26 protein-coding genes are annotated in these 24771 nt (G+C 46.4%); 4 read left to right on the top strand and 22 right to left on the bottom strand.

The window, feature by feature from the left end; translation table 11 throughout:
* Positions 1 to 90: 90 nt before the first annotated feature.
* Complete coding sequence (locus CES79_RS11230) at positions 91 to 714, top strand: TetR/AcrR family transcriptional regulator (protein WP_089137241.1); 624 nt, start codon at positions 91 to 93, stop codon at positions 712 to 714.
* A gap of 91 nt (positions 715 to 805) precedes the next feature.
* On the opposite strand, the gene CES79_RS11225 is transcribed toward CES79_RS11230, so the two are convergent.
* The 3 genes from CES79_RS11225 to ccpA all read right to left on the bottom strand — a co-directional run bounded on the left by CES79_RS11225 (position 806) and on the right by ccpA (position 4226).
* Complete coding sequence (locus CES79_RS11225) at positions 806 to 1540, bottom strand: YebC/PmpR family DNA-binding transcriptional regulator (RefSeq protein ID WP_089137240.1); 735 nt, start codon at positions 1538 to 1540, stop codon at positions 806 to 808.
* A 108-nt stretch (positions 1541 to 1648) separates the two neighbouring features.
* Positions 1649 to 3127 (bottom strand): CPBP family intramembrane glutamic endopeptidase, encoded by a 1479-nt coding sequence (locus CES79_RS11220; RefSeq protein WP_089137239.1) that lies wholly within the window; start codon positions 3125 to 3127, stop codon positions 1649 to 1651.
* Positions 3128 to 3224: 97 nt separating this feature from the next.
* A complete protein-coding gene (gene ccpA / locus CES79_RS11215) occupies positions 3225 to 4226 on the bottom strand; it encodes a catabolite control protein A (RefSeq protein ID WP_089137254.1) in 1002 nt (333 codons plus the stop codon).
* Between the two features lie 420 nt (positions 4227 to 4646).
* Here ccpA and CES79_RS11210 point away from each other — a divergent pair, with 420 nt between their 5' ends.
* A complete protein-coding gene (locus tag CES79_RS11210) occupies positions 4647 to 5744 on the top strand; it encodes a M24 family metallopeptidase (RefSeq protein WP_089137238.1) in 1098 nt (365 codons plus the stop codon).
* A gap of 86 nt (positions 5745 to 5830) precedes the next feature.
* Here CES79_RS11210 and CES79_RS11205 read toward each other — a convergent pair whose 3' ends face one another.
* Together CES79_RS11205 and CES79_RS11200 are read right to left on the bottom strand one after the other, a co-directional pair.
* Positions 5831 to 6301, bottom strand: a complete 471-nt coding sequence (locus CES79_RS11205; protein WP_089137237.1) for a hypothetical protein — start codon at positions 6299 to 6301, stop codon at positions 5831 to 5833.
* A gap of 23 nt (positions 6302 to 6324) precedes the next feature.
* Complete coding sequence (locus CES79_RS11200) at positions 6325 to 6729, bottom strand: DUF948 domain-containing protein (RefSeq protein ID WP_054655942.1); 405 nt, start codon at positions 6727 to 6729, stop codon at positions 6325 to 6327.
* Positions 6730 to 6870: 141 nt separating this feature from the next.
* Between CES79_RS11200 and CES79_RS11195 the strand changes: the two genes are divergently transcribed.
* Positions 6871 to 7725: a mechanosensitive ion channel family protein gene (locus CES79_RS11195; RefSeq protein WP_089137236.1), complete on the top strand. Its 855-nt coding sequence runs from the start codon at positions 6871 to 6873 to the stop codon at positions 7723 to 7725.
* Between the two features lie 72 nt (positions 7726 to 7797).
* On the opposite strand, the gene cbpB is transcribed toward CES79_RS11195, so the two are convergent.
* The 4 genes from cbpB to racE are packed head-to-tail and all read right to left on the bottom strand — an operon-like array spanning position 7798 to position 10274.
* Positions 7798 to 8292, bottom strand: coding sequence for a cyclic-di-AMP-binding protein CbpB (cbpB, locus tag CES79_RS11190; RefSeq protein WP_089137235.1), 495 nt, complete (start codon positions 8290 to 8292; stop codon positions 7798 to 7800).
* A gap of 21 nt (positions 8293 to 8313) precedes the next feature.
* A complete protein-coding gene (locus tag CES79_RS11185; RefSeq protein ID WP_054655946.1) occupies positions 8314 to 8832 on the bottom strand; it encodes a metallophosphoesterase in 519 nt (172 codons plus the stop codon).
* Position 8833: 1 nt separating this feature from the next.
* On the bottom strand, positions 8834 to 9433 hold the full coding sequence (locus CES79_RS13040) for an XTP/dITP diphosphatase (protein WP_170173518.1): 600 nt from the start codon (positions 9431 to 9433) through the stop codon (positions 8834 to 8836).
* Entirely contained in the window at positions 9426 to 10274 is an 849-nt protein-coding gene (racE, locus tag CES79_RS13035; protein WP_054655948.1) for a glutamate racemase, read from the bottom strand. The genes CES79_RS13040 and racE overlap by 8 nt, the downstream gene beginning before the upstream one ends.
* Before the next feature lie 161 nt (positions 10275 to 10435).
* Between racE and CES79_RS11175 the strand changes: the two genes are divergently transcribed.
* On the top strand, positions 10436 to 10921 hold the full coding sequence (locus CES79_RS11175) for a DUF2507 domain-containing protein (RefSeq protein ID WP_054655950.1): 486 nt from the start codon (positions 10436 to 10438) through the stop codon (positions 10919 to 10921).
* 103 nt (positions 10922 to 11024) lie between these two features.
* Here the strand turns inward: CES79_RS11175 and trxA are convergent, their stop codons facing one another.
* From trxA to queA, 13 genes are all read right to left on the bottom strand, one after another.
* Positions 11025 to 11345 (bottom strand): thioredoxin, encoded by a 321-nt coding sequence (gene trxA, locus CES79_RS11170; RefSeq protein WP_054655952.1) that lies wholly within the window; start codon positions 11343 to 11345, stop codon positions 11025 to 11027.
* 75 nt (positions 11346 to 11420) lie between these two features.
* Entirely contained in the window at positions 11421 to 13778 is a 2358-nt protein-coding gene (locus CES79_RS11165) for an endonuclease MutS2 (RefSeq protein WP_054655954.1), read from the bottom strand.
* A 66-nt stretch (positions 13779 to 13844) separates the two neighbouring features.
* Positions 13845 to 14126, bottom strand: a complete 282-nt coding sequence (gene zapA, locus CES79_RS11160) for a cell division protein ZapA (RefSeq protein ID WP_225362419.1) — start codon at positions 14124 to 14126, stop codon at positions 13845 to 13847.
* A 120-nt stretch (positions 14127 to 14246) separates the two neighbouring features.
* The gene (locus CES79_RS11155) at positions 14247 to 14576 is read right to left on the bottom strand and encodes a DUF1292 domain-containing protein (protein WP_054655956.1); all 330 of its coding nucleotides are present in this window, start codon (positions 14574 to 14576) and stop codon (positions 14247 to 14249) included.
* Positions 14577 to 14587: 11 nt separating this feature from the next.
* Positions 14588 to 15025, bottom strand: a complete 438-nt coding sequence (ruvX, locus tag CES79_RS11150) for a Holliday junction resolvase RuvX (protein ID WP_089137253.1) — start codon at positions 15023 to 15025, stop codon at positions 14588 to 14590.
* On the bottom strand, positions 15025 to 15294 hold the full coding sequence (locus CES79_RS11145) for an IreB family regulatory phosphoprotein (RefSeq protein WP_054655958.1): 270 nt from the start codon (positions 15292 to 15294) through the stop codon (positions 15025 to 15027). The genes ruvX and CES79_RS11145 overlap by 1 nt, the downstream gene beginning before the upstream one ends.
* Positions 15295 to 15438: 144 nt before the next feature.
* Positions 15439 to 18084 carry an alanine--tRNA ligase gene (gene alaS, locus CES79_RS11140; RefSeq protein ID WP_054655960.1) on the bottom strand — a complete coding sequence of 882 codons (2646 nt, stop codon included), beginning with the start codon at positions 18082 to 18084 and terminating at the stop codon, positions 15439 to 15441.
* Positions 18085 to 18387: 303 nt separating this feature from the next.
* Positions 18388 to 19749: a DEAD/DEAH box helicase gene (locus CES79_RS11135; protein ID WP_054655962.1), complete on the bottom strand. Its 1362-nt coding sequence runs from the start codon at positions 19747 to 19749 to the stop codon at positions 18388 to 18390.
* A 1-nt stretch (position 19750) separates the two neighbouring features.
* The gene (locus tag CES79_RS11130; protein WP_054655964.1) at positions 19751 to 20710 is read right to left on the bottom strand and encodes a DHH family phosphoesterase; all 960 of its coding nucleotides are present in this window, start codon (positions 20708 to 20710) and stop codon (positions 19751 to 19753) included.
* 128 nt (positions 20711 to 20838) lie between these two features.
* Complete coding sequence (gene dinB, locus CES79_RS11125) at positions 20839 to 21975, bottom strand: DNA polymerase IV (RefSeq protein ID WP_225362417.1); 1137 nt, start codon at positions 21973 to 21975, stop codon at positions 20839 to 20841.
* Positions 21976 to 22030: 55 nt separating this feature from the next.
* Complete coding sequence (gene yajC, locus CES79_RS11120) at positions 22031 to 22411, bottom strand: preprotein translocase subunit YajC (RefSeq protein WP_054656001.1); 381 nt, start codon at positions 22409 to 22411, stop codon at positions 22031 to 22033.
* 107 nt (positions 22412 to 22518) lie between these two features.
* Positions 22519 to 23661, bottom strand: coding sequence for a tRNA guanosine(34) transglycosylase Tgt (gene tgt / locus CES79_RS11115; RefSeq protein ID WP_089137232.1), 1143 nt, complete (start codon positions 23659 to 23661; stop codon positions 22519 to 22521).
* 74 nt (positions 23662 to 23735) lie between these two features.
* Positions 23736 to 24770: a tRNA preQ1(34) S-adenosylmethionine ribosyltransferase-isomerase QueA gene (gene queA / locus CES79_RS11110; protein ID WP_089137231.1), complete on the bottom strand. Its 1035-nt coding sequence runs from the start codon at positions 24768 to 24770 to the stop codon at positions 23736 to 23738.
* Position 24771: the final 1 nt, after the last annotated feature.

The raw sequence follows: 24771 nt of genomic DNA, 5'->3' as shown, positions 1-24771 counted from the left end.
ATAAGCTCACGTTGAAATGACTGCAAGAAACAAAATTAGACTTCTGCTTATAATTAGACAGTTTATAAAAAATGCAAGGAAGGATTAATGATGAAATACGATTTAGACAAAAAGCCGACGCGTGGTGCGCAGCGGACATTACTCGCGTTTTCGCAGACCATGTTTCAATTACTAGCTCAAAAACCATTTGAAAAAATCAACGTTAATGAGATCTGCCAGTTATGTAATTTTCCCCGAGCGACTTTTTATAATTACTTTGACGATAAATACGACCTCATCAATTACTGCTGGTACGTGTTAGCCGAAAAAGTGCATATTGAAGAGGCTGACCAACTGAAGCCAAACGAAGTCGTGATTATTTACTTTGACCGCTTATATGACCTATTTGAAAATAACAGTCAACTGGTTTTAGCTATTCTACGGCATAATCAGATTTCTGGTAATTTAGTCAACAGCTTTACGAATTACCTGCGTAATCTTGCTCACAAAATGTTTCTGGAAGTCTTCGGCAATCTGCATTTCGATGTACCGGTCGAACTGATGGTCGATCATTGCAGTTCAACCATTTTACTGCTCATTGAATGGATTTTTCTTAAAAAACAGCCCACGACCCGTAAACAGGCTCACCATTATTTAGCGGTTTTATTAGGGGATCCAGAAACTACCGCGGTACAAGACTCAACCACTGAAAAACCAACTCATACTGGCGCTTAACCTTTACCCGGTGCCAATAACTTAATAATCAACGACAAAAAGGAGACCAGTTCATCACTGAACTGATCTCCTTTAAAACGCATTAATTCAATTATTCAACACCTTCAGGTAACGTAGCTGCTTCATAAACATCCGAAACATCATCGTTATCTTCAAGCTCTTCAATCAAACCTTGGTATTGCGAAACCTTTGCTTCGGGAACTTCGGTAGTGTTTTGTGGGAACATCGTCACTTCCGCTGTATCCAAGTTGTACTTTTCTTGCAGCGCATCACGGGCTGCAGTCAAACTAGCTGGATCCGTAAAGATTTCAAATTGATCATCACTGGTCTTCATGTCATCCGCACCAGCGTCAAGTGCATCCATCAAAACCGTATCTTCATCGGCGTCTAAGCCATCACGTAAGATAACGATGTAGCCCTTACGATCAAACATGTAAGAAACTGAACCAGCAGCGCCTAAAGACCCACCATGATGGGTAAAGGCGGAACGAACAGCAGCAGCGGTCCGGTTCTTGTTATCGGTCAACGCGGCCACCATAATGGCAGTCCCGCCAGGACCGTAGCCTTCATAAGTGATTTCTTCGAACTTTGCTCCACCAACACCAGAAGCCTTATCGATAGCGCGTTGTACGTTATCCTTAGGCATGTTAGCAGCACGAGCCTTATCCATCACCAATCGAAGTTGAGGGTTGTTTGCTGGATCAGGATCACCTGCTTTAGCGGCTTGATATAAGTCACGTGAGATTTTTTGGAAAATTTTACCACGCTTAGCATCTTGGGCGTTTTTACGCCCTTGGATGTTATGCCATTTTGAATGTCCTGACATTTCACGACTCCTCTTTTCTTAATTATATTCGTTTACACACAGACTATATTATAATATCACGCAAGGGTTTTCAATACAACCAGTCAACAATGAAACCAGTAATTATTTCTAACCCTGCTGAACGATTGCCAGAATAAACATTGCAACAACGGCAATCACCTGAATAATATCAAACAAAAAGTGCGTCAGAATAGCTTGCCAAATATTTCTGGAAAAATAGTAGATCAAGCCAAATAACGCGCCAACACACATGTACGGGATCATCTGAACTAATTGACCGTGGAAGTTGTTCCAGTGCGCCAGTCCAAAGGCCACTGACGAAACTACCAGCATCAGCCAAGTCATGACACCGCGCCCACGCCATTGATAAAACAGCGCGTGGCGAAAAACGATCTCTTCCGTAAAGGGCGCCATCAAGGTCGTCAAACTGGCCACTAATGCCATTCCAGCGGTTTGAATACTCATTACTGAACCAGAACCAGTACCGGCGACACCGATTAATTTCAATCCCTGCCGAACTACGGTTAACAGGATATAAGCGGCGACAACACCACCAATCCCCACCAGCAGGCCGGATCCTAAATGGCGCTTAAACCGCTGCCAATGACTGGCCAAAACGTCGCGGTATAAATACAGTGCGGTACATAGGCCCACGAAAAAGATCAGGTCTGCCAGAACAACTCTGAGCCACTGATTGGTCGTTACAGCTACCACCGCTGCACCTAGACCGAGTTCCGCTAACGGAATGACGATGGCAATGACCGTTTTAATCATCGAAACCGACTGCCGCTGAATTGCCGGACGTCTTTGAGAGCGACGACTAAAATTAACTTGAGTAGCGCTGTTGGGTGCAATTTTCACCGCGTAACGCTTGGTCTTTAGCAGCCAGTAACCGAGCGCACCAAAGACCACCGCGTAGGTCAGACTCGTCCAAACGCTCATGCCGACCGTATTGTTTAACGTTCCAAAGGCCACTGTATCAAAGGCATCGATCGCACCATGCGCTAGGATCGGCAGCCAGAGGTTGGCAGTGACCAAATAGATGGCCGCAAAGAAAAATCCCAGACCAATGGCTTCCAGCATCTGAACCAACGTCATTGTTAAACTGCCGTTGGAAGCATTCACTAGGTGAACTAAACTAAACATCAGCCCACTGATAAACGCCGTCATGACGGCACCCAACTGGTACCGCTGACGCAACGCGCTGACCAAAACACCACGAAAGACATATTCCTCAAATAACCCAACCGAAAACCCCACTATAATGGCGGTTAAAATAGATCTCAAACTCAAATTAAACTGCGGATTCAGTGTTGAGTCCCCCAGCAAAACAATAATCATCGGTAAGATCAACACCCATTGGCGAGGGTTCCCACGACCCCGCCAGCTCACTTTAGCTTTCGGATACCAGTGATTTAACCCCCACCAGCAACCAAAGGCCAACAGTTCGGTCATGATTTGAACCCCCGGTTTAGAAATCATGGGAACCGCACTTGCACTCAACCGACCAACCATCATCGCTAACGTCACGATAATCACCGTCATCACAACTGACGCTACTGATAGTAACACTGCTCCTCTTTTCATACGCTACCTCCAAAAAAATTTATAAAAAATAAGCAGGCGTTACGCGTTCTTCTAACCAGAAGATAACATAAACCTGCTTATTGACTAACCTTGGCAATTAGTGAGTTGATGCGCGTTTCATTAAGCCATATGGCAATAAGACCGTCTTATTTTCCACTGGTTCGTTATTCATTAATTTAGTGAGTAACCGCATCGCAACGGCACCAATATCGTATAGCGGCTGAGTAATGGACGACATCTTTGGTCGAACCATTTCGGTCAGTTTGGTATCGTTACTGGTAATAATTTCAAAGTCGTCTGGGACACTTAACCCCGCATCCGTGACACCGTTCATCACACCAGCAGCTAACTCATCGTCACCGATCACCGCTGCGGTGGCATTAACGGATTGCAATGCCGGCTGCAACAGCTGCCCGGCCTTGTAAGAATAATCCGTTTCAAAGACCAGTTTGTCATCGTAACGTAACCCAGCCTTCTTTAAAGCTTGCTTGTAACCCTTCAGCCGGTAATCACGGTTGATCGGATAATCTAAGCTGCCGGATACAAAGGCGACACGTTCGTTACCATGGTCGATCAAATTCTTGGTAGCTTCTTCAACAGCGGCGGTATAGTCGATGTTGACACTTGGCATTTGATCTTGATCATCAACACAGCCAGCCAGCACGATCGGTGTCTTAGTCCGTTCAAATTCCTTGCGAACTTCATCACTGATGTCATTGCCCATAAAGACAATGCCATCAACTTGTTTTGCCATTAAGGTATTTAGTACCTGCACTTCTTTGCGGCCATTCTCGTCAGAATTGGTTAAAATAATGTTGTATTTATACATCATGGCGATATCGTCGATGCCCCGTGCTAGAGCTGAAAAGTAAATATTGGTGACATCCGGAATGATGACCCCCACAGTCGTCGTTTTCTTACTTGCTAATCCTCGTGCCACAGCATTTGGGCGATAGTCCAAGCGTTCAATTACATCTAAGACTTTTTTCCGCGTTGCCGGTTTAACGTTGGGATTCCCGTTAACCACTCTTGATACAGTGGCCATCGACACATCGGCTTCACGGGCGACGTCATAAATTGTTACAGTCTGTTTATCCATTGCGATAGCCCTTTCTTTATTGGTTTGATTCGTTTTCATCGATTTTCAACAACTCGTTAAATATATCAGAAAAATTTTCAGAAATCAAATTGAAAACGTTTTCAGCTTGATAATACTCTCTTACGACGGACTTTTCAAGACCACCATTTGAGTTCTGTCCCATCCAGTGACGGCAATTTGCAGAATCAATTTTCTTTGACGATTCAACTAGTTTCTGAAAAGGCCTATTGCAACGGGCTTTATTGATTGATAGGCTAGCATTATTCCCGCCAATCAAGCTGAAAAGACAGGGCTTTACAAAATATTTTGGTTATTGACCCCTTTTCCAAGTTTTACCGGCTTAGATGAAAGCCACCATTTCCACTTCTGCTGATGTCAAGCCATGATATAATGATGGCATCCTAATTCGAGGTGATTACTTTGTCAAAATTACAACAGGTTCAAGAATGGACCGTCCAGCACCATGCTGATGTCACTTATATCAGCGACCCAAGCACGATTCAGTACCTCACTGGGTTTTACAGTGACCCGATTGAACGGGTGTTAGCACTCGTCGTCTTCCCTGATCAAGAACCCTTCATGTTTGCGCCCGCCCTGGAAGTTGAAGCCATCAAGGACACCGGCTTTTCATTTCCGGTTTACGATTACTTAGATCATGAAAACCCCTGGCAGATGATTGCAGATAACGTGAAAAAACGTGTCAGCCAGCCGACTGAAATTGCTCTGGAAAAAAACCAGCTTTCAGTGACGCGGCTGGAACACCTGCAGCAAGTCTTCCCTAGTGCACAGTTTAACCAGGATATCACCCCCTTCATCAATCAGTTACGGGTCATTAAAACCGCGAGTGAAATCGACAAACTCAACGTAGCTGGCAAATGGGCCGACTTTGCTTTTGAAAAGGGCTTTGCCGCCGTTAAAGCCGGTCGGACTGAAGAACAAGTCGTGGCCGAATTACAGTATGCGTTAATGAAGCAGGGCATCATGCAAATGAGTTTTGAGACCCTTGTGCAGGCTGGTGCCCACGCCGCCGAACCGCATGGTGCCACCAACGCCACTCAATTTGAAAACAACGAACTGATTTTGTTTGACCTGGGTACCATTTGGCAGGGATACATCTCGGATGCTTCCAGAACGGTTGCCTTAGGTAAACCCACTGAAAAACAGCTTGATATTTATCAGGTATGTCTTGAAGCCCAGTTGACCGCACAGGCTGCTGCTAAGCCCGGCATCACTGCTGCGGAACTGGATCAAGTTGCCAGAGCAATTATTACTAAAGCAGGTTACGGCGAGTACTTCATTCACCGGCTGGGTCATGGTATGGGCATGAGTGAACATGAATTCCCGTCAATTATGGCTGGTAATGACATGGTCCTGCAACCCGGTATGTGCTTCTCCATTGAACCGGGAATCTACATTCCGGGTGTGGCTGGTGTCAGAATCGAAGACTGTGTTCACATTACTGAAAGCGGCTGTGAACCCTTCACCCACACACCAAAAGAATTAACCTACGTTGGCTAATTTGAACGGGCAGTTGCACAACTAAAAAAACAACCTGATCACTTTAACGCGATCAGGTTGTTTTTTTAAAGTATTTTATTGATCATTTAATCTTTCTGAGAATCGTCAGTATCGTCATCCGGCTTAGGATCCGTCTTTGGTGTGGCGGTTTCGTCTGCGACGTCAGCCCCGCCAAAGGTTTCCTCGCTATTTAAGACGATATCATCTGAGTCGTCCGAGTCGGCTGAGGAAACATCGGCTAATTCAGACCGCAGTGACTCGTCCGTATCATCTGAATCAGCAGGATGATTTAACGTTTTATCACCCAGCTGACTGGCAGCATCCCTTACCCGGTCACTAACGGTTTGCGACTGATCAGAAAAAGTTTCCTTAAAGTCATCCCAAGCATCACTCGCGTAAAACGCATAGTCCACGGCTCGGTCTTTTGCAACGTCCAGTTTATCCTGCACGTTGGCTTTAAATGCCGCCTTATCTTCATCACTCAGCCGATTATAAGCAGTGCGTGCAGCCACTGCACCAGCAGCTAATCCGACCAAAAAGCCTAACTTTTTTCCCATGAGTCAAAAACTCCTTTCAATGATCAATCCTTATTCTTACGGCCACGATAAGCGTTGAAAAGCGACTCGCCTAGTTTGGCGAACAAACCGGTAGTAGCAGTTTTCTTAGCCGTCGATTTCACCTTACCAGTTAAATCGTGAGTGGCTGAATTCAGTTCAGAGACACTGGTCCCTAAATCAGCTGCTGCCTGAAAAACCGGATCGATCGTTGCTACTTTATGGTTCACATCATCTAACAGGGTGTTTGTGCTTGCCAAAATATCTTCAGCATGCTTCGAGATCACGTCCATGTCATCAGTCATGGTTTTCACGCTTTTGTTAACCTCGCTCAAGGTCCGCACCATCTTCATCAAGAAAGCGCCGATAAAAAAGACTAATATCAAAAATGCGATGGCGGCAATTAAGCCGGCCACTTGTCCTGCTGTCACACTACCCCTCCTTACTTTAACCCATTAGGTTAAGAATAGCATTGCGTTTAAGCTGACGCAATATAAAACACCGGTTCACCTGCTTTTTTTGAGCTTAATCTGTTACACTTATTGGTGAAATTAATTCAAGGAGCTAATGATATGATATTGAACACTAATCTTACCCGTTTCGTTCAACATTTCAATTGGCAGCACATTGGTGAACAAATTGCCACGACCCTCTTTCAACTGTTGCTCGTGACCATTGGACTGCTACTCGTTAATTGGATCGGTAAAAAAATTATTCGGCATTTATTCAAACGCTATAAAAAAACAAAGTTCACGGCTGGCTCGGCTAATCGCGTAGATACAATTTTTACCCTAGTCATGAACATCTTCCAATACACGGTCTTATTCTTTTGGATCTACGCCCTGCTGTCCTTCATGGGGGTCCCCGTTGGCACCCTGGTTGCTGGTGCTGGTATTTTCAGTTTGGCACTAGGCCTCGGTGCGCAAGGCTTCGTTTCAGACATCGTCACCGGGGCCTTCATCTTAATGGAAGAACAGATCAACGTTGGCGATGCGGTCAAAATTGGTGAAGTGGAAGGCACGGTTTCCGCAGTCGGCATCCGTACCACGCAAGTCATCAGTGCCGATGGGACCCTGAATTTTATTCCCAACCGTAATATTACCATTGTAAGCAATAAATCCCGTCACGAAATGCGGGCGCTGGTCCAGATACCCATTTTCCCCAATTCACCCATTGATCAAATCAATACCATTATTGAGTCCGTCAATCAAACGGTCCCGGCTCAATTTCCCACCATCACGCAGGCACCGACTAACATGGGGACGGTTCCCCTGCCAGATGGCCAAGTGGTGATTCAAGTCGTCACCTTTACAGAACCGGGCGAGCAGTTTACCGTGCAGCATAAACTGCTGTCCGCCTACTTAAAGGCCATCGAGGACGCTCACATTGAATTACCGACCGTTTATCATAACGATCCGCAAAAATAAGCCGTTCAACTCAAATAGCCGGCAACAGTGACTTTATCACTGTTGCCGGCTATTTTAATTACTTATAATTTTTTAACCATTACTGATTTTCTTCATCGAATTCAAACGTGGTTGCACATCATACTGTTTTGACAAATTATGGGCGACGTAGTTCACCCGCTTTAATAGTTCCCGACGCGTAATGATACCGGTGAACGTTTTTTCATCTGACACGACTGGCACAAAGTTATTGTCAATTAACAGGTGCATGATCTCATCTAAATCAGTGGGATCTTCAATTGATCGAAAATCAGTCTCCATAACATCCGCCACGGTCAAACGCCGCAGATTTTCTGAAGCAACGTGATCCGTATCCAACATGTGTTCAGTGATCATCGAAAGTGAGATCAAACCGCAGAGATGCTGGTCATTATCCAGCACCGGAACCTTTGAATACCGCACCTTCGTTAACACTAAAAAGGCATGATAACAATCATTTTTCACCATCACATTGGCAACTAAATTAGCTGGAATAATCAAATTATCGTGATCTGCCATGATCATTTTTTTAATTGGTTCATCAATCATTAAAAACCTCACGCAACCTTTCTAGCGTTTAAATTGCTGGTGGAGCTGATCGATCTGATTTAACTGCCGATCATAAAAATCAACCGTGACTTGAGCAGGCAAGACGTTAATGATCGCAAAGGTACCGCCGATGGCAGCGTATTGCCCCCGTGGCAGTGAGATGCTGCCGGGATTAACGTAGAGCCGCCCCTGAGACATCTCAGCTGCCAACTGGTGCGTGTGGCCAAACAAAACGACCTTCGCCCCAATCTCTCTGGCTCGAAGATCTAGCCGCGTCAAACTCATCGAGACATCGTACAGGTGCCCATGCGTCATCAAGACTTTAGTGTCTCCAATAACTGGCTGGATTTCATCCGGAAAGGTCGTGCCGTAATCGTTGTTACCTTTAACGACGTACACGTCTTTGAATAACGGATCGTCAACGGTCATTTCTGAATCACCGCAATGAAAAATAGCGTCGACTTGATCGCGATAGGCCTCAAAAATGGTCTGCAGAATCTGCCGATCACCGTGATTATCACTAACCGCTAAAAGCTTCATGCTAATCCTCCCACCAGTTATCAAACTGCGTCATCATTTTTTTAGTTGCTCGCCCGCGGTGGCTGATGGCGTTCTTCTCATCTTCACTCATTTCAGCCATGGTTTTACCCTTGGATGGCACGTAAAACAACGGGTCGTAACCAAAGCCGTTCTCACCGCGCGAAGCCGTCAAAATCTGGCCCTGTACTTCACCGTTCACGACCAGCTTCGAGCCATTTGGTTTCAGTAACACTAACGTCGTGTGAAATACCGCCTGCCGTTTGTCAGCTGGTACCGACTTTAAGTTGTTTAACAACTTCGCGTTATTGGCTGCGTCGTCATGGTCGCCAGCATACCGTGCGGAATAAATCCCCGGTTCACCGTTTAAAGCCGTTACTTCCAAACCGGAATCATCGGCTAAGACCGGTAACTGCGTATGGTCAGCGATTGCTTTAGCCTTGATCGTGGCGTTTTCTTCAAACGTCGAGCCGGTTTCTTTGATAGCGCCAACGTCCGGATAGTCCGCTAACGTCTTGATCGTAATCCCCTTTGGTGCGAGCATTTCAGTAAACTCTCTCGCCTTACCCTGATTGCGCGTTGCGATCACTAATGTATTAGGCATTGCTAGGCTCCTTTGTGGGTAGATCACCGTACGTCATCAGCTGTTCCACTGGGACGTGCTTAACGTTTAATTGCGGCAGCTGCAGCCAATCTTTCGCAATTGCAGTAAAGCTGTCAACGTCACCCGTCGTGTAAAACTGGCGGGTCTTGGTGCCATGATCCATATTCAGTAGTTGTTGATCAAACAGTAACTGCTTGATGACACTCACCGTTTCAACACCGGAATCAACTAGCGTTACCTCTGGTCCCATCGCTTGTTGAATAAAATCGGTCAGTAACGGGAAATGGGTGCAGCCTAAAATTAAGGTATCAACCGGATGCGTCTTGAAATATTGCAGCTGATCAGCCACAACCTGAGCCGTCTTGGCATCATGATACTTGCCAGCTTCCACCATGGTGACAAAGTCTGGACAAGCCAGGCCCTCAATTGAAACGGCCGGTGATAACTTGCTGATTGCCCGCTGGTAAGCGTGACTCTTAATCGTTCCTTCAGTCGCAATAACACCGATGTGCTGGCCAGTTGAGACCTTAACGGCGGTCTGGCTGCCAGAATCGATGACCCCCACTACAGGAATCGATAATTTTGCTTGTAAAATGGGTAGTGCTGCTGCCGTAGCAGTATTGCAGGCAAGCACCAATGCCTTAATATGCTGGTCTAATAAAAAACCGGCAATTTGTTGCACAAAGTGGGCTACTTCTTCGGTAGGCCGCGGTCCGTATGGCAGACGTGCCTGATCGCCTAAGAAGACAATTGATTCGTTTGGAAGTTGTTTGAGCGCTTCTTTAACAACGGTTAGACCGCCAACACCGGAATCTAAAAAACCAATGGGTTGAGATGTCATCACAATCTCCCTTTCAAATAGTTCTTGAAACTATATTATTATCCTTTTTAACACGGGAAGCAAGAAATCCCAGTTTTTTTTAAGTTCCGTTAATTATCTTGCAATTTAAGCGCAATCCATTGTAACCTTAATGTAATAGAAAAGTGAATGGAGAACATCTCATGAATAATCAGATTTACAAACATTATCTTTCAGATCCCGAAACCGCACCCCTTTTTGGGAAAGCCTTCTTTCGCGACGTCATTTTAAACGACCTGTTAGGCGCCGATGCGGGCAACATTGCTTATTGGGAAGGTAAACAGCTAGCCAGACGATTCACTTTAGGCAGTATTACAGATTTAGTGACCTTTTTCCAGCAAACTGACTTGGGAGAGCTCACACTGCAAAAACAGTCGGCAAAAGAATGGCGCTTTATTCTGAACGGTAAGCCCGTGACTAGTCGGGTAGCGCTGCAGCCAGACGCAACTTTTTCACTGGAAGCCGGCTTTTTAGCCCAGACTGCCCAGCAAATGGTAGGCATCGTGGCCGAAGCCGAAATGGGCGAGAAACCCAAGCACGCTGAGGGGATCTTGCTCATTGTTCATTTGGATCCTAAAGATAGCGTCTCTGATCCACAAGAGTTGGATCCGATGACCATCATCGATTAAGCCAACTTGGCTTTAAATAACGACACTAAATAATAAAAAAGGGTCTCATTATCAGCTTTTCCCGCTGATAATGAGACCCTTTTTAGTTAACTTTCTGGTAGCTCTAAGCCTCAACGTATTGAGACAGTAACTGCTTTAACTGGTCCTTGGTGTGATAACCAACAACCGTATCCACAACTTGACCGTCCTTTTTAACGAGGAGGGTTGGAATACTCATGATACCGAATTTTTGCGGTGTGTTCGGGTTAGCGTCAACATCCATCTTGTTGAAAGTGACCTGACCGTCCATTTCACCGGATAATTGTTCAACTACTGGTGATTGCATACGGCAAGGACCGCACCAAGTTGCCCAAAAATCAGTTAATGTCACGCCCTTCGACGTATCGTTTTCAAAAGTTTTATCTGTCGTTTCTACAACAGCCATAAAACAATCCCTCCTTTATTTGTTTACCTTTAGTAAGTGTATCAGATTTTTTCAAAAGAACAAGTATTTAGCAACCTACAGTTTAGCAATGGTTGAGCCATCGCCACCCGCATTCGCTGGTGAAAAGCCAAACGATTTGATTCGTGGATTAGACTGCAGGTACTCGGTAACCCCTTTACGCAGGGCACCCGTCCCCTTACCATGAATGATCGTAACCGAGGGATAACCGGCCAAAAGCGCCGAATCAATGAAACGGTCAACTTCAGCCATGGCTTCTTCATAGCGGTGACCACGTAAGTCTAACGTCGGTGAGACCCCGTTGGAACGAGTGCGTTGAACCGTTGCCCGTGGTCTTGGCGCTTCTTTTTCAGGCGCTGCCCGTTCGAGATCGGTATCCTCAATTTTCATCTTCAAGATCCCCATTTGAACTTCAAAATGATGGGCATCCAGCTTATCCATGATCACTCCGCGCTGACCGTAAGACCGGACCACGACTTCGTCACCCTGCTTAAAGTTATGACGCTTCTTTTCACGGTTTAAGACGCGGTTCTTCTTCAGCTTTTGATCTTGCTGCAGGGCATTAATTTGCCCCTTAGCATCGATCAGCTGGTCTTCTTTGATCACAGTCTTACCAGCCTTAAGCTGCTTCTTACGAATATCTTTGATGATTTTATCCGCCCGCAGCCTGGTTTTTTCAACCAACTGATTGGCGTCATCTTTGGCCTGTTCCATCAACTGGTCTTTTTGTTTCAAATAACCGTCAAATTTAGCCTGCAGATCCTTTTGCAGCTGTTCGGTTTCTGCCAGTTTCTTGGCAGTCTCCTCAGCATCGAGGTCCGCCTGTCGCTTTTGCGCCGTTAAATCGGCAATCATGTTATTCAGGTCTTGACTATCTTGATCCGTCAATCCCCGCGCTTCGTCAATGATCGATGATTTAAGACCCAGCCGCGTAGCAATCTCCAGTGCGTTACTACGACCAGGAATACCAATCATTAACCGGTACGTTGGCTTCAAGGTCGCGTTATCAAACTCCATGCTGGCGTTGATCGTTTCTGGTCGATTATACCCGTAAGCTTTAAGCTCCGGATAGTGGGTCGTGGCAATGACTTCACTGCCCATTGCACCGATCTCATCTAAGATTGCCATGGCTAGTGCTGCCCCTTCTTGCGGGTCAGTACCAGCGCCCAATTCATCCACCAGAATCAAACTGTGATCACTGGCCGCCTTTAAAATCGACACAATGTTTTCAATGTGCGACGAGAACGTACTCAGATTTTGCTCAATCGACTGTTCATCACCAATGTCGGCGAACACTTCATCAAATAGCCCCACTTGAGAATGCTCATTAGCCGCAATAAATAACCCGGACTGGGCCATTAATTGGGTAATCCCGACCGTTTTTAAGGTAATCGTTTTACCACCGGTGTTGGGACCAGTCACGATAATCGCTTTGTAGTCTTTACCCAGCGCAATATCGTTAGCCACGACCTTCTTCGGGTCGATCAAGGGGTGCCGTGCCTGGCGGAGCGCAATCTGGTTGTCAGTGGACAAAATCGGTTCAGTGGCCTTTAACGCATGCGCGTAGCGGGCCTTAGCATTAATAAAGTCTAGATGCCCCAAAATAGTTGCGTTAGCGTGAATCTCCGCTTGATAAGGACGCAAGGCGTTTGACAGATCCAATAAGATTCGCCGTTCTTCTTGACGTTCCGCAATTTGAGATTCCCGGAGCTGATTATTTTTACCCACGACTGATTCCGGTTCGATAAACAGGGTCTGGCCACTGGCACTTTGATCGTGCACGATGCCGCCAAACCGTTGCTTATATTCCGCTTTAACGGGTAACACGTACCGGTCGTCACGAATCGTCACCAAGTTATCGCTGAGGTACTTGGCATTCTTGCCACGGGTAAAACCCGCCATCTGGCTACGAATAGCCCCTTCAAAATTATTGATCTGCCGCCGAATCCGCCGCAGTTCAGGTGACGCTTCATCCGTTAGCCGGCCATCATCTTCCAGTGACACGCTTAACCGTTTACTGATCTCAGGCAAATGAACGAGGTGTCCGACCACGTCATATAAACGACGCAGATCTACGGGGCGCTGCTTCAGATCATCAAAAAAATTGACGACGGCTTGGACGGTTTTTAAGATCTGGCTAATTTGGGCCAGTTCCGTCCCGTTCAATGTACCGTCAATTTCAAGCCGTTTTAAGTGTGGGCCAACATCCGCCAACTTAGGAATCGGAATGCCGCTTTCCAACCGGTAAATATCCGCACCGTCTTTAGTTTCATCAATTTGTTCTTGAACCCAGTCAAGGTCATTGCTGGGCTCTAATTGCTTTAACTCGGCGTCACCCGCAGCAGAGACAAGGTACTGTCGCAGCTGCTGTTTAATTTGGTCATACGCCATGGTTTTATAAATTTTGTTATTCATCTCTAACTCCCGTAACTCAAATGCTGTTGTAAAACCTGACGATTTCAAGACAGAGACATCACGGCCCTACTTAGCCTCATCGTCTTGATCTTGCTTTTTAAGCTGATCATAGGCCTCAGTTTTTTCTAACTGATCTGAAATGGCATTAAAAGCCAATAATATCGAAGCTTCTTCCTTACTCATGTCTGGTGCCAATTTTTTTAACTGAGCAAGTTGCTGATTCATCAACTCTGTCACCGCCCGCATATGCGCCTCCGTTTGGTTACCGACGATCGTATAGCTCTGACCATCAATGACCGCTTTAAAGCGTCTGCGAGCCGGTTGCGGTTTCTTCTTCGTGTTATCCAAATCGTTCACCTCCAGAGTATCTATTAGACTCATTTAGCCGCTGACCCATACGGACCAGCGGCTAAATGAATGAGTTTTGTGTTAGACACAAGGTCTAAACACCTACTCAGTAATGCTCATTTATTTGGGATCCGGTACGCCCCAGTCTTGGTCAGAGGCATCAGTACCGCCACCGTTCAAGAAGGTATTCAGCATTGATTCGACCATATCCCATTCATCGTCATTTTCGATCGGTAACAGGTCGCCGCCTTGTGGATCAGCTGGATCGTCACCATCTGCCAGTTGATAAGCTTGGATATCAACTTCTTCATCATCAGCCTTACCAGCTGGATAAAGTAAAATGTATGACTTGTTGTAGTCCGGTGACTTAAAGGTAAACAGGACATCGTATAATTCTTCCTTGCCATTTTCATCGACAATGGTAATTTGTTGTTCGTTGTTTTCACTCATGTTTGTGTGCCTCACTTTTCTTTGGTCAAAGGGCCTTTGCGATCCAAGTAGTTCTGAAGAATCAAGCTGGCTGCTAGTTTATCGATCACTTTTTTGCGTTTTTTACGCGAAACATCCGCTTCTTCAACGAGCATCCGATCAGCTTCGACGGTGGTTAACCGTTCATCCTCAAAATCCACTGGTAAATCAAAAGTTTGCTTCAATAAATCGCCGTAATCTTGAGAAGCCTGGGCTCTGGGACCCAGTGTATTATTCATGTTCTTCGGTAAGCCTAAGACGAAACCGGTCACTTCGTACTGCTTGACCAATTCCTTCACCCGATCAATGCCGAACTCTTTTTCATCTTCATTAATGCGAATGATCTCAACACCCTGCGCAGTCCACCCGAGCATATCACTCACCGCAACTCCGACAGTTCTTGAACCTACATCTAATCCCATTATTCTTATCACTTAGTCGTCGTCCCATTCTCATTTAGGTAGAAGCGAACCAGTTCCTCAATGATTTCGTCGCGTTCATGCTTACGAATCAAGTTCCGGGCGTCATTGATACGGGGAATATAAGCCGGATCACCAGATAGCAGGTAACCTACGATCTGATTAATGGGATTATAACCCTTTTCCTCTAACGCTTGGTACACAGTCACCAATGTCTCATGAACATCCTTCGGCTTCTTATCACCGAAATCAAAATACATGGTTTTATCTAACGTACTCATGATCACACCTCCACCAATGCTATTTGTTCTTATTCTACCGAATATAGTCAAGAACGACAATGGTTGTGGAGCGTTGTAACTGGAATGAAATATATAAGCCGCAATTTAAACGCTTTTTCAACCTAATATTTAAAGTTTAACACGTTAGTTTAAATTTGACAGCCATTTTGCAGCTTCGGCCATGGCATCCTGCAAACCAGCCGGGTTCTTACCGCCGGCCTGTGCCAGATTAGGCCGACCGCCGCCGCCACCATTAATTTTTGGTGAAATGGCTTTGATCAGGTCACCAGCTTTAACGCCGGCCTTAATGGTATCGTCATTAACAGCCACGATCAAGTTCGCTTTTTCGCCAACTTGGGCACCTAAGACTAGCACATCTGATAATTGCTTTTGCCGCCAAGTATCCGCTAATTGACGCAGTTGATCCATGGAAGAAACCTGAACGACACCGGTGATCAATTGTTTGCCATTAACGTCTTGCACGTTATCAAAAATGGCACCAGCTTGTTGACTAGCCAATTTGGCTTCAAGGCTCTCTGCTTTGTTCGATAACGTCTTGATCTGTTCTTGTAATTGCTGGATCTTATCCGGAACTTCTTCAACTTGCTGTGACTTCAGCGTAGCAGCAGCGTTAGTCAAAACCTGATCATGCTTTTCGAGGTACTCGTAAGCATCTCCAGCGGTGACCGCTTCGATCCGACGAGTGCCGGCACCAATACCCGTTTCAGAGGTGATCTTAAACAGGCCTAATTCGTTGGTGTTCTTGACGTGAGTCCCACCGCAAAATTCAATGGAGAAGTCCCCAACTGAGACGACCCGGACTTTGTCGCCGTACTTGTCGCTGAACAGTGCAATGGCACCCATCTTCTTACCGGTTGCTTGATCGGTCACCTTAGTCGTGACCGGAATTTCTTCAAAGATCTTTTCGTTGACGATGGCTTCAACCTTGGCTAGATCTTCGTCGGTAACTTGACCAAAGTGGGTAAAGTCAAACCGCAGATAGTTTGGTTCAACCAGTGAACCGGCTTGCTGGGTATGCTCACCAAAGACGTTTCGCAAGGCTTGATCCAGTAAGTGGGTCGCCGTATGGTTCTTCTTGACCTTACTGTGGAAGTGCGCATCGACTTTTAAGGTTACTTGATCGCCAACTTTAATCCCATGATGCAGCTTTAAGGTATGCAGGTTCTGACCGTTTGGTGCGTGCTGCACGTCTTCAACGGTGGCAATCAAATTGCCGTTTTCATCCAGAACATCACCCTTATCAGCCACTTGGCCACCCATTTCAGCATAGAATGGCGTCTTGTCAAAGATAACTTGGGCCAGTTCACCTTCAGTTGCGTCGGTCAGCTTACCATCGGCCACGATATCGGTGATCTTGGCATCATTGACTTCAAGCTGCGTGTAACCAACGTATTCACTTGGTGACTTCACACCAATCAGCACGTCAGTCTGAACACCCATGGAGTTATCCGAATTCCGAGCCTTACGAGCACGGTCACGTTGTTTCTTCATTTCGGCTTTAAAACCGTCTTCATCAACCGTGATATGTTCGTCAAAGGTATATTCACGGGTCAACTCAACTGGGAAACCGTAAGTGTCGTACAGCTTGAAGGCATCCGCACCGTTAATTTCGGACTCGCCCTTCTTCTTAGTATCCGCAATCAAGTTATTCAGTAAGTTTAAACCATCAGCTAACGTCACGTTGAACCGGTCTTCTTCTGACTTCACAACTTGAGCGATATAGTCGCTGTTTTGCAGCACTTCTGGGTAGTAAGCCTTCATGACTTCACCGACAACTGGAACGAGTTTGTACAGGAAAGCCCCCTTGATGCCTAATTTTTGACCGTTGACCACAGCTCGGCGGATCAAACGGCGAATAACGTACCCGCGACCTTCGTTAGATGGCAGTGCGCCATCACCAATAGCAAACGTAATCGCCCGTGAATGATCAGCAATCACTTTGAAGGAAACGTCTAATTTAGGATCTTGACCGTACTTTTTACCATCGCTATAAGATTCAGTTGCGTGGATCATGGGTAAGAAGAGGTCGGTTTCAAAGTTAGTTTTAGCGTTTTGGAACACTGAAACGACCCGTTCAAGGCCCATTCCAGTATCAATGTTTTTCCGTGGCAGTGGCTTGTATGAGCCGTCTGGTTCGTGGTTAAACTGTGAGAATACGATGTTCCAGATTTCCAGGTAACGTTCGTTTTCGCCACCAGGATAGCTTTCAGGATCGTCTTCCGCCAAATTATTGAAGGACTGACCACGATCATAGAAGATTTCACTATCAGGACCAGAAGGACCCTCACCAATATCCCAGAAGTTATCGTCTGCTTCAACGATGTGGTCGGGTATAACACCGACTTCTTCCCAGCGCTTTTTAGCAGCGTCATCATCGGGATAAACGGTGATGTACAGTTTTTCCGGATCCCAGCCGAACCACTTGTCTGACGTGAGCAACTCCCAAGCCCAAGCAATGGCTTCGTTTTTGAAGTAATCCCCAACGGAAAAGTTCCCCAGCATTTCAAATAACGTATGGTGACGCGCTGTCCGGCCAACGTTTTCAATATCATTGGTCCGAATACTCTTTTGTGAACTGGTCATCCGGGGGTTCTTAGGCACAACCGAGCCGTTAAAATAGTTCTTCATGGTAGCAACACCAGAGTTGATCCATAACAATGTTGGGTCATCCACGGGTACTAATGACGCGCTAGGCATGATCGTGTGACCCTTACTTTTGAAGAAATCCAGGTACATCTGCCGAATTTCACTGCTGCTTAAATCTTTCATTCTCTTTTTCTCCTTATTAAAAATAATAAAACACCGCTGCTAGTAAAGACGTCTAAGACGCGGTACCACTTTACTTGCAACGATGTTTGATCGTTTACCACTTAAGGCTCAATGCGCTGAGCAACGGTTATTCAATTCTTCGTAAGGGAGCACTTAGCCTGGGAATCGTTTTTCGCATCAGCCAAAACGTTTCTGAAAAAACCGGCCGCTAAGCATATCCTTGCAATTAATACGCATATTAGTATACATTTTTTGCAAATGTCGTGCAAGTTACTTTGCTATCCAGATCAAGCAACCAGCACCTTATTTGTAGCGTTGGGAAGACGCCTTTTTATTTTTCCGGGCTTTACGGTGATTTTGACGTTGCTGAATCCGACTTTCAAACCACTGTTCCTTATTGATCGCCTTCTTGATCTTCTTCTTGTATCCAGGCTTGACCGTCCGCTTTTCCTTTTGAATTCTGCCAGCCATGGCCCCAGAAATTTTCGGTGCCCGCGGGCCACGCTTCTTCCGACGATTACGGTCAAAGGAATCGACCACTTCACCGTTCTTGATCTGCTTGGGCTTAAACACGATGCCCATATCTTCAAGCGCGGAGACCTTTTCTTCTTCCTCTGGTGTATAGAAAGTGATCGCCGTTCCCGGCAGACCTTTACGGCCAGTCCGGCCAACCCGGTGAATAAAGTAATCGAGGTCGTCTGGAATGCCGTCATTGATGACGTGAGAAACGCCATCGATATCGATCCCACGAGCAGCTAAATCAGTTGCCACCACAAATTGGAAATCCAAGTTATGAATTTCACGCATGACCCGTTTCCGTTCTCGGGCAGGCAAATCGCCATGGATCACAGCGACCTTTAACCCCTGTGCTTTTAGATAATCAGCAATTTCAACGACCCGTTGCTTCGTGTTAGCAAAAACCAATGCCAAGTACGGTTCGCCCATGGTTAGGAGCTGATAGATCAGTTCGTTTTTGGAGTGACCCTTGGTTGCTAGCAACCAGTTATCAATGGTTGGACTGATCACTGACTTAACTGGAATCTCCTCGACGACCGGATTTTCCATGTATTTGCGTAAAAAGGGCCGTAATTTAGCCGGAATGGTGGCCGAAAAGACCATCATTTGCAGGTGTTCCGGCATCCGGGCCGCAATCTGGTCAACATCAGCTAAGAAACCGAGATCCAGCGTCATATCCGCTTCATCCACCACAAATTGGGTCGCAGTATGCACGTCTAGAGCACCATTTTTAATGAGATCACGGATTCGCCCAGGGGTCCCAATGACCAGTTCAGGCTGTTCACGCTCTAACTTTTCAATCTGGCGCTTCTTATCCGTGCCACCGACGTAGTTACCGATTTTTAACGGCTTCGGGCTGTGCTTAGCCAGCTGCTTAGCATCCCCATAAATTTGGTAAGCCAGTTCCCGGCTAGGAGTCGTGATCACGGCCTGAACTTCGTGGGTTTCAGAATCTAAAGCATCAAAAATTGGCAGTAAAAAGGCGTGGGTCTTCCCACTCCCAGTCTCTGACTGACCAACGACGCTTTTCCCTGAACGGATAACGGGGATCAGTTTTTCTTGAATCGCGGTTGGTGCTGTAAAGCCAAGTTCGTCTACCGCCTCAGTTAAATAGGACTGTAAACCGAACTCTTTAAAGGTTTGACTCATGTTATTCTCCTTGTTTTGACAATAGTGCGTCTAGTTCTTTGATGACTTGTTTAATTTCGTCATCATCGTGAGCCACGGCACCGCTGGCCAAGGCGTGTCCGCCACCGCCGTGCCGCTTAGCTAATTCGTTAATTGCGGGACCCTTAGACCGTAACCGAATCCGGAAAGTGTGGTCTTTGGACTCCACGAAAATAGCCCAAGACTTAACTTCCTTGATGCGTCCAGGTAACGGTACCACTGAACTCGTGGATTCGTCACCAAGCTTGAAGGGTTCCAAGACTTCGTCACTGAGCTTAATGTAAGCTGCACCACTAGGCAGAATCGTCAGGTTTTCGTAAACGTAAGCCGACAATCGGGCTAGTGGAATCGAAATTTCGTCTTCTTTTTGATTCACGTCACTGGCAGAAAAATCAAACTGCATCAATTCACCAGCCACCTTCATGGTATGGGTCGAAGTGGAAGGATACATAAACCGGCCAGTATCGCCGACAATTCCGGCATACAATAATCTGGCCGCTTCAGCAGTGCAGGTCAGTTCCGGCTTCATTGCCATATAAAAATCAAATACCAATTCGGAAGTACTGGAAGCTTCTGGGGAAACCCACATCGGATCACCGAACTGATCATCATTTGGATGATGATCGATCTTGATCAGCTGATTACCCTTGCTGTAGCGGTCATCATCGATTCGTGGCTGGTTAGCCGTATCTAAGACCAGGACTAAAGCGTCTTTGTAGACGTCATCGTCAATCGTGTCCGTCTTGCCTAACCAATCGAAGCCTGGATACTGCTTCCCCACCGAATAGATCTTTTTGCTGGGAAAACTGGCTTTTAAGATCTCCGCCAGCCCCATTTGCGAACCGATGGCATCCGGATCAGGCCGTTGATGCCTGTGAATAATAATGGTTTGATGTTGTTTAATTGCGTTTAAAATTTCAGTCTGTGTTTCTTTTAATGTCATTACTGTGTATCACCTTTCAACTCGCTTAGTCGTTTCTACAGTATAAGTTGTCTCGCCCTTGAAAGCAAGAAGCCATAACAGATGGTGAAAGAATTGTTGCTCTGCCGTTAAACTAATCAGCCGGTTAGCTAGTTATCATCAGAGTACTTTTTGTGTTCTTCGTGTTCAAACAGATCTAGCGCAATGTTTTCAAAACTGATTGGCGCCAACCCAGTAAGAGTAATGCCCAGCAGACGCACCCCCTCTGGACTATTCGGCAGACTGTTCATGATCTCTTTAGCCATCTGCGCATAGAGCTTGGGATCATTTTCCAAAAAGTCGGCCTGGGTCGTCCGCTTAGTTTTGGTCTTAAAATCACCGTAACGCACTTTAAGGACCAGTGTGCGCCCATGCATCTGCTGTTTTTTAACCGTTTTAGCCAGCATCTCAGCTAACTTATCCAACTGAGCGTCGATCTCACTATCCGTGGTCAAAAACGGCCAGTAGGTGGTTTCATTGCCGATTGACTTCCGCTCCCGCTGGTATTCTACTGGCCGGTCATCCGCACCACGCACCCGCTGGTACAAGATTTCACCGAATCGTCCAAATTGCTTGATCAGATCCAATTCGTCCCAGGCCAAGAGGTCCTGCCCGGTTTGAATGTTTAGATCATGCATCTTCGGCACCGTCTTCTTCCCCACGCCCCGAAAACGTTCGATGGGTAATTGCATCAAAAAATCGTGGGCGTCTGCTGCGTGAATGATCGTGATGCCCACCGGTTTACGATAGTCCGAGGCTTCTTTAGCGAGAAACTTACTGTACGAGATCCCAATCGAACTGGTTAAATGGGTCTGATCCCAAATTTCGGCTTGTAGGCGGACCGCTAACTCAACGGGATCGGCCAGTCTCAATTTATTGGTAGTCACATCCAGGTAAGCTTCATCAAACGCAACGGTTTCAATAATGTCCGTGTATTCGTGAAAGATCCGGTGAATATGATCTGAAATTGCGCGGTAGTGCTGAAAATCAGGGGTAACAAAAACTGCTTTGGGGCATAATTTTAACGCCTGCTGCGCTGGCATCGCCGAATGAATACCAAATTTTCGGGCCACGTAATTGGCGGTGGTCACCACCCCGCGGCCACCAGTCTGCCGGGGATCGTGTGAGATCACTAACGGCTTTTGCTTATAGGCGGGTGTATCGCGCTGTTCGATGGAGGCGTAAAAGGCGTCCATATCAACGTGTAGAATGTGGCGGCTGTCATCAACGTGCACTGGATTATCCAAACTGGCGCCCCCTTTATAACTAAAAAAATCTCCCTCAACAAAAGGGAGATTAAAGCTACTTATCAGCTTTGGTATCATCTTTAGAATCATCAGTTGCTGCGTCTGAAGGTGTTGCTTCAGTCGTATCAGCTTTGTCATCTTCAGCTGGTTTTGTTTCAGTTGATGCTGCAGCAGTTACTTCACTCGCTGCAGAACGTTGGGTCACTGATCCAATGGCATTCAAGTCAAAGACCAAATAAATGCCATCACAATCAAGGGTAACTGTCTTAGCTTCATTGTTGATCTCATCGATCACACCATGAAGCCGACCGATCGTAACGACGTGATCGCCCTTTTTCAATTGGCTCAACGTATCTTGATGCTTCTTTTGCTGTTTACGTTGTGGCCGGATCATTAAGAAGTACATTGCAACGATCATGACCACAATCAATAGCATGCTGGAATAACTCCCAGCATTTGCGCCTGCTAAAACGTTCAAATTGTTTCACCCACCTTTGTCTACTGTATAATTTAACAAAAATTCGTCAATCAGTCTATCAAATATCAGAAATTTTTCGGATTTGGTTGATTATAACCGTATTCTTCAAAGAATTGCGCCCGAAAATCAACCAAATTATCGTTCATGATGGCTTCACGCACTTTGCCCATCAGGTGTAACAAAAAGTATAAATTATGGTAACTGGTCAGTCGTAGGCCAAAACTTTCATCGGCCTTAAACAAGTGGCGAATGTACGCCCGGGTATAGTTCCGGCAGGTGTAGCAATCACACTGGTCATCGATTGGCGTGAAATCACGGGCATACTTGGCGTTCTTCACGGTCAAGCGTCCATGACTGGTCATACAGGTCCCACGACGCGCGATTCGGGTAGGCAGCACACAGTCAAACATATCAATGCCGCGCATGACACCGTCAATCAATGAATCCGGCGAGCCGACACCCATTAGATAACGGGGTTTGTTGGTCGGCAGCATCGGGGCGGTAAAGTCAAGCACCCGGTTCATTTCCGCCTTTGATTCACCAACGGATAAACCGCCAATGGAATAACCCGGGAAATCCATGCTGACCAGATCATGGGCTGATTGACGCCGCAGATCCTCATAGCCGGCTCCCTGAACAATACCGAATAGCCCTTGCCAGTCAGGATTAGCATGGGCTTTTAAGCCCCGTTCAGCCCACCGGGAGGTCCGTTCAACGGAGTGTTTGATGTAGTCATAGGACTCAAAGAATGGCGGACATTCATCTAAACTCATCATGATGTCCGGCCCCAGGTCATTTTCGATCTGCATCGCTTTTTCTGGTGATAGAAATAGCTGATCGCCATTGGAAGGGTTCCTAAAGTGAACCCCTTCTTCCATGATGTTGCGGTTCTCCGCTAACGAAAAGACCTGAAAGCCACCGGAATCAGTCAAAATTGGCTTGTGCCAGTTCATGAACTGGTGCAGACCACCAGCTTCTTTGATCAGGTCTTCTCCCGGTTGCAGCCACAGATGGTAGGTATTGGCTAAAATTACGCCGGCACCCATCTCATCTAGTTCTTCAGGTGCCAGTGACTTGACTGTCGCTTGGGTCCCTACCGGCATAAACATCGGCGTGGGAAAGGTCCCGTGAGGCGTGATCAGTTCACCCAGCCGGGCACCAGTATCTTTTTCCGTTTTGATCAGGCGATATTTAATCGCTGGTTCCATAAAATTGTTCCTCCGTATTTAACTAACAACGGCCCCTTGCGATTACAGTTACGCAAAAGGTCGTTAAGTAATCACTATTTAATAAACATGGCGTCACCGAAACTAAAGAAGCGGTAACGTTCTTCAATGGCATGGTGATAAGCGTTCAAAATGTTGTCACGGCCAGTAAAGGCTGCCACCAACATTACCAGCGTCGATTTAGGCAAATGGAAGTTGGTGATAAAGGCGTTCACCACCTGCCACTGATAACCGGGCTTAATGAAGATATCCGTCCAGCCAGAATCGGCTTTGATCTCACCGTGGAATTTAGTACCAATGGTCTCCAAGGTACGAATCGAAGTGGTTCCAGTGGCAATGATTCGGCCACCGTTAGCCCGAACTTCATTTAAAGTTTTAGCGGACTCCTCTGATAATTGGTAAAACTCCGAATGCATCTTGTGGTCTTCAATGTTTTTTTCATCCACTGGCCGGAAGGTGCCAAGACCCACGTGCAAGGTCAGGTAAACCAGCTTAACACCTTTATCCTGAACCTTTTGCAGCAGTTCCTTGGTCCAGTGCAGGCCAGCCGTGGGAGCCGCCGCCGAACCCACCGTCTTGGCATAAACCGTCTGATAGCGTTCTGGATCATCCAGCTTTTCTTTAATATAAGGCGGTAACGGCGTTTCACCAAGCTTTTCCAAGATCTCCATGAAGATGCCGTCGTAATGAAATTCAATCATCCGACCGCCATGTTCCAATTCTTTGGTAACGGTGGCGGTTAAGACCCCGTCGCCAAAGCTGACAGTTGAGCCAACCCGCATCCGTTTAGCCGGTTTCATCAACGTTTCCCATTCGTCACCCTGGGTGTTGTGCAGCAGCAAAACTTCCACGTGACCCCCAGTATCCGGTTTAATGCCGTAAATTCGGGCTGGCATGACGCGGGAGTTGTTCATGACCACGGCATCGCCAGGATTCAAGTAATCCAAAATGTCATAGAAATGCTTATCGGTCAGCTCACCGGTCTGATGATCTAAAACCAGTAACCGTGAAGCGTCCCGTTTTTCAATCGGGGTCTGGGCAATCAGTTCGTGTGGTAAATCGTAATCAAAATCTTCTGTGGTCAGTGTCATA

It is taken from the genome of Secundilactobacillus silagei JCM 19001 (assembly GCF_002217945.1).
Taxonomy (GTDB): Bacteria; Bacillota; Bacilli; order Lactobacillales; family Lactobacillaceae; genus Secundilactobacillus; species Secundilactobacillus silagei.
Note: the sequence above shows the minus strand (reverse complement) of the source record. Positions and strands in the feature narration are given on the sequence as shown.

Coding starts and splice junctions, on each gene's coding strand:
- CES79_RS11230 (WP_089137241.1), top strand. CDS start 91: ATGAAATACGATTTAGACAAAAAGCCGACGCGTGGTGCGCAGCGGACA.
- CES79_RS11225 (WP_089137240.1), bottom strand. CDS start 1,540: ATGTCAGGACATTCAAAATGGCATAACATCCAAGGGCGTAAAAACGCC.
- CES79_RS11220 (WP_089137239.1), bottom strand. CDS start 3,127: ATGAAAAGAGGAGCAGTGTTACTATCAGTAGCGTCAGTTGTGATGACG.
- ccpA (WP_089137254.1), bottom strand. CDS start 4,226: ATGGATAAACAGACTGTAACAATTTATGACGTCGCCCGTGAAGCCGAT.
- CES79_RS11205 (WP_089137237.1), bottom strand. CDS start 6,301: ATGGGAAAAAAGTTAGGCTTTTTGGTCGGATTAGCTGCTGGTGCAGTG.
- CES79_RS11195 (WP_089137236.1), top strand. CDS start 6,871: ATGATATTGAACACTAATCTTACCCGTTTCGTTCAACATTTCAATTGG.
- cbpB (WP_089137235.1), bottom strand. CDS start 8,292: ATGATTGATGAACCAATTAAAAAAATGATCATGGCAGATCACGATAAT.
- CES79_RS11185 (WP_054655946.1), bottom strand. CDS start 8,832: ATGAAGCTTTTAGCGGTTAGTGATAATCACGGTGATCGGCAGATTCTG.
- CES79_RS13040 (WP_170173518.1), bottom strand. CDS start 9,433: ATGCCTAATACATTAGTGATCGCAACGCGCAATCAGGGTAAGGCGAGA.
- racE (WP_054655948.1), bottom strand. CDS start 10,274: ATGACATCTCAACCCATTGGTTTTTTAGATTCCGGTGTTGGCGGTCTA.
- CES79_RS11175 (WP_054655950.1), top strand. CDS start 10,436: ATGAATAATCAGATTTACAAACATTATCTTTCAGATCCCGAAACCGCA.
- trxA (WP_054655952.1), bottom strand. CDS start 11,345: ATGGCTGTTGTAGAAACGACAGATAAAACTTTTGAAAACGATACGTCG.
- CES79_RS11165 (WP_054655954.1), bottom strand. CDS start 13,778: ATGAATAACAAAATTTATAAAACCATGGCGTATGACCAAATTAAACAG.
- CES79_RS11155 (WP_054655956.1), bottom strand. CDS start 14,576: ATGAGTGAAAACAACGAACAACAAATTACCATTGTCGATGAAAATGGC.
- CES79_RS11145 (WP_054655958.1), bottom strand. CDS start 15,294: ATGAGTACGTTAGATAAAACCATGTATTTTGATTTCGGTGATAAGAAG.
- alaS (WP_054655960.1), bottom strand. CDS start 18,084: ATGAAAGATTTAAGCAGCAGTGAAATTCGGCAGATGTACCTGGATTTC.
- CES79_RS11135 (WP_054655962.1), bottom strand. CDS start 19,749: ATGAGTCAAACCTTTAAAGAGTTCGGTTTACAGTCCTATTTAACTGAG.
- CES79_RS11130 (WP_054655964.1), bottom strand. CDS start 20,710: ATGACATTAAAAGAAACACAGACTGAAATTTTAAACGCAATTAAACAA.
- yajC (WP_054656001.1), bottom strand. CDS start 22,411: ATGCTATTGATTGTGGTCATGATCGTTGCAATGTACTTCTTAATGATC.
- tgt (WP_089137232.1), bottom strand. CDS start 23,661: ATGGAACCAGCGATTAAATATCGCCTGATCAAAACGGAAAAAGATACT.
- queA (WP_089137231.1), bottom strand. CDS start 24,770: ATGACACTGACCACAGAAGATTTTGATTACGATTTACCACACGAACTG.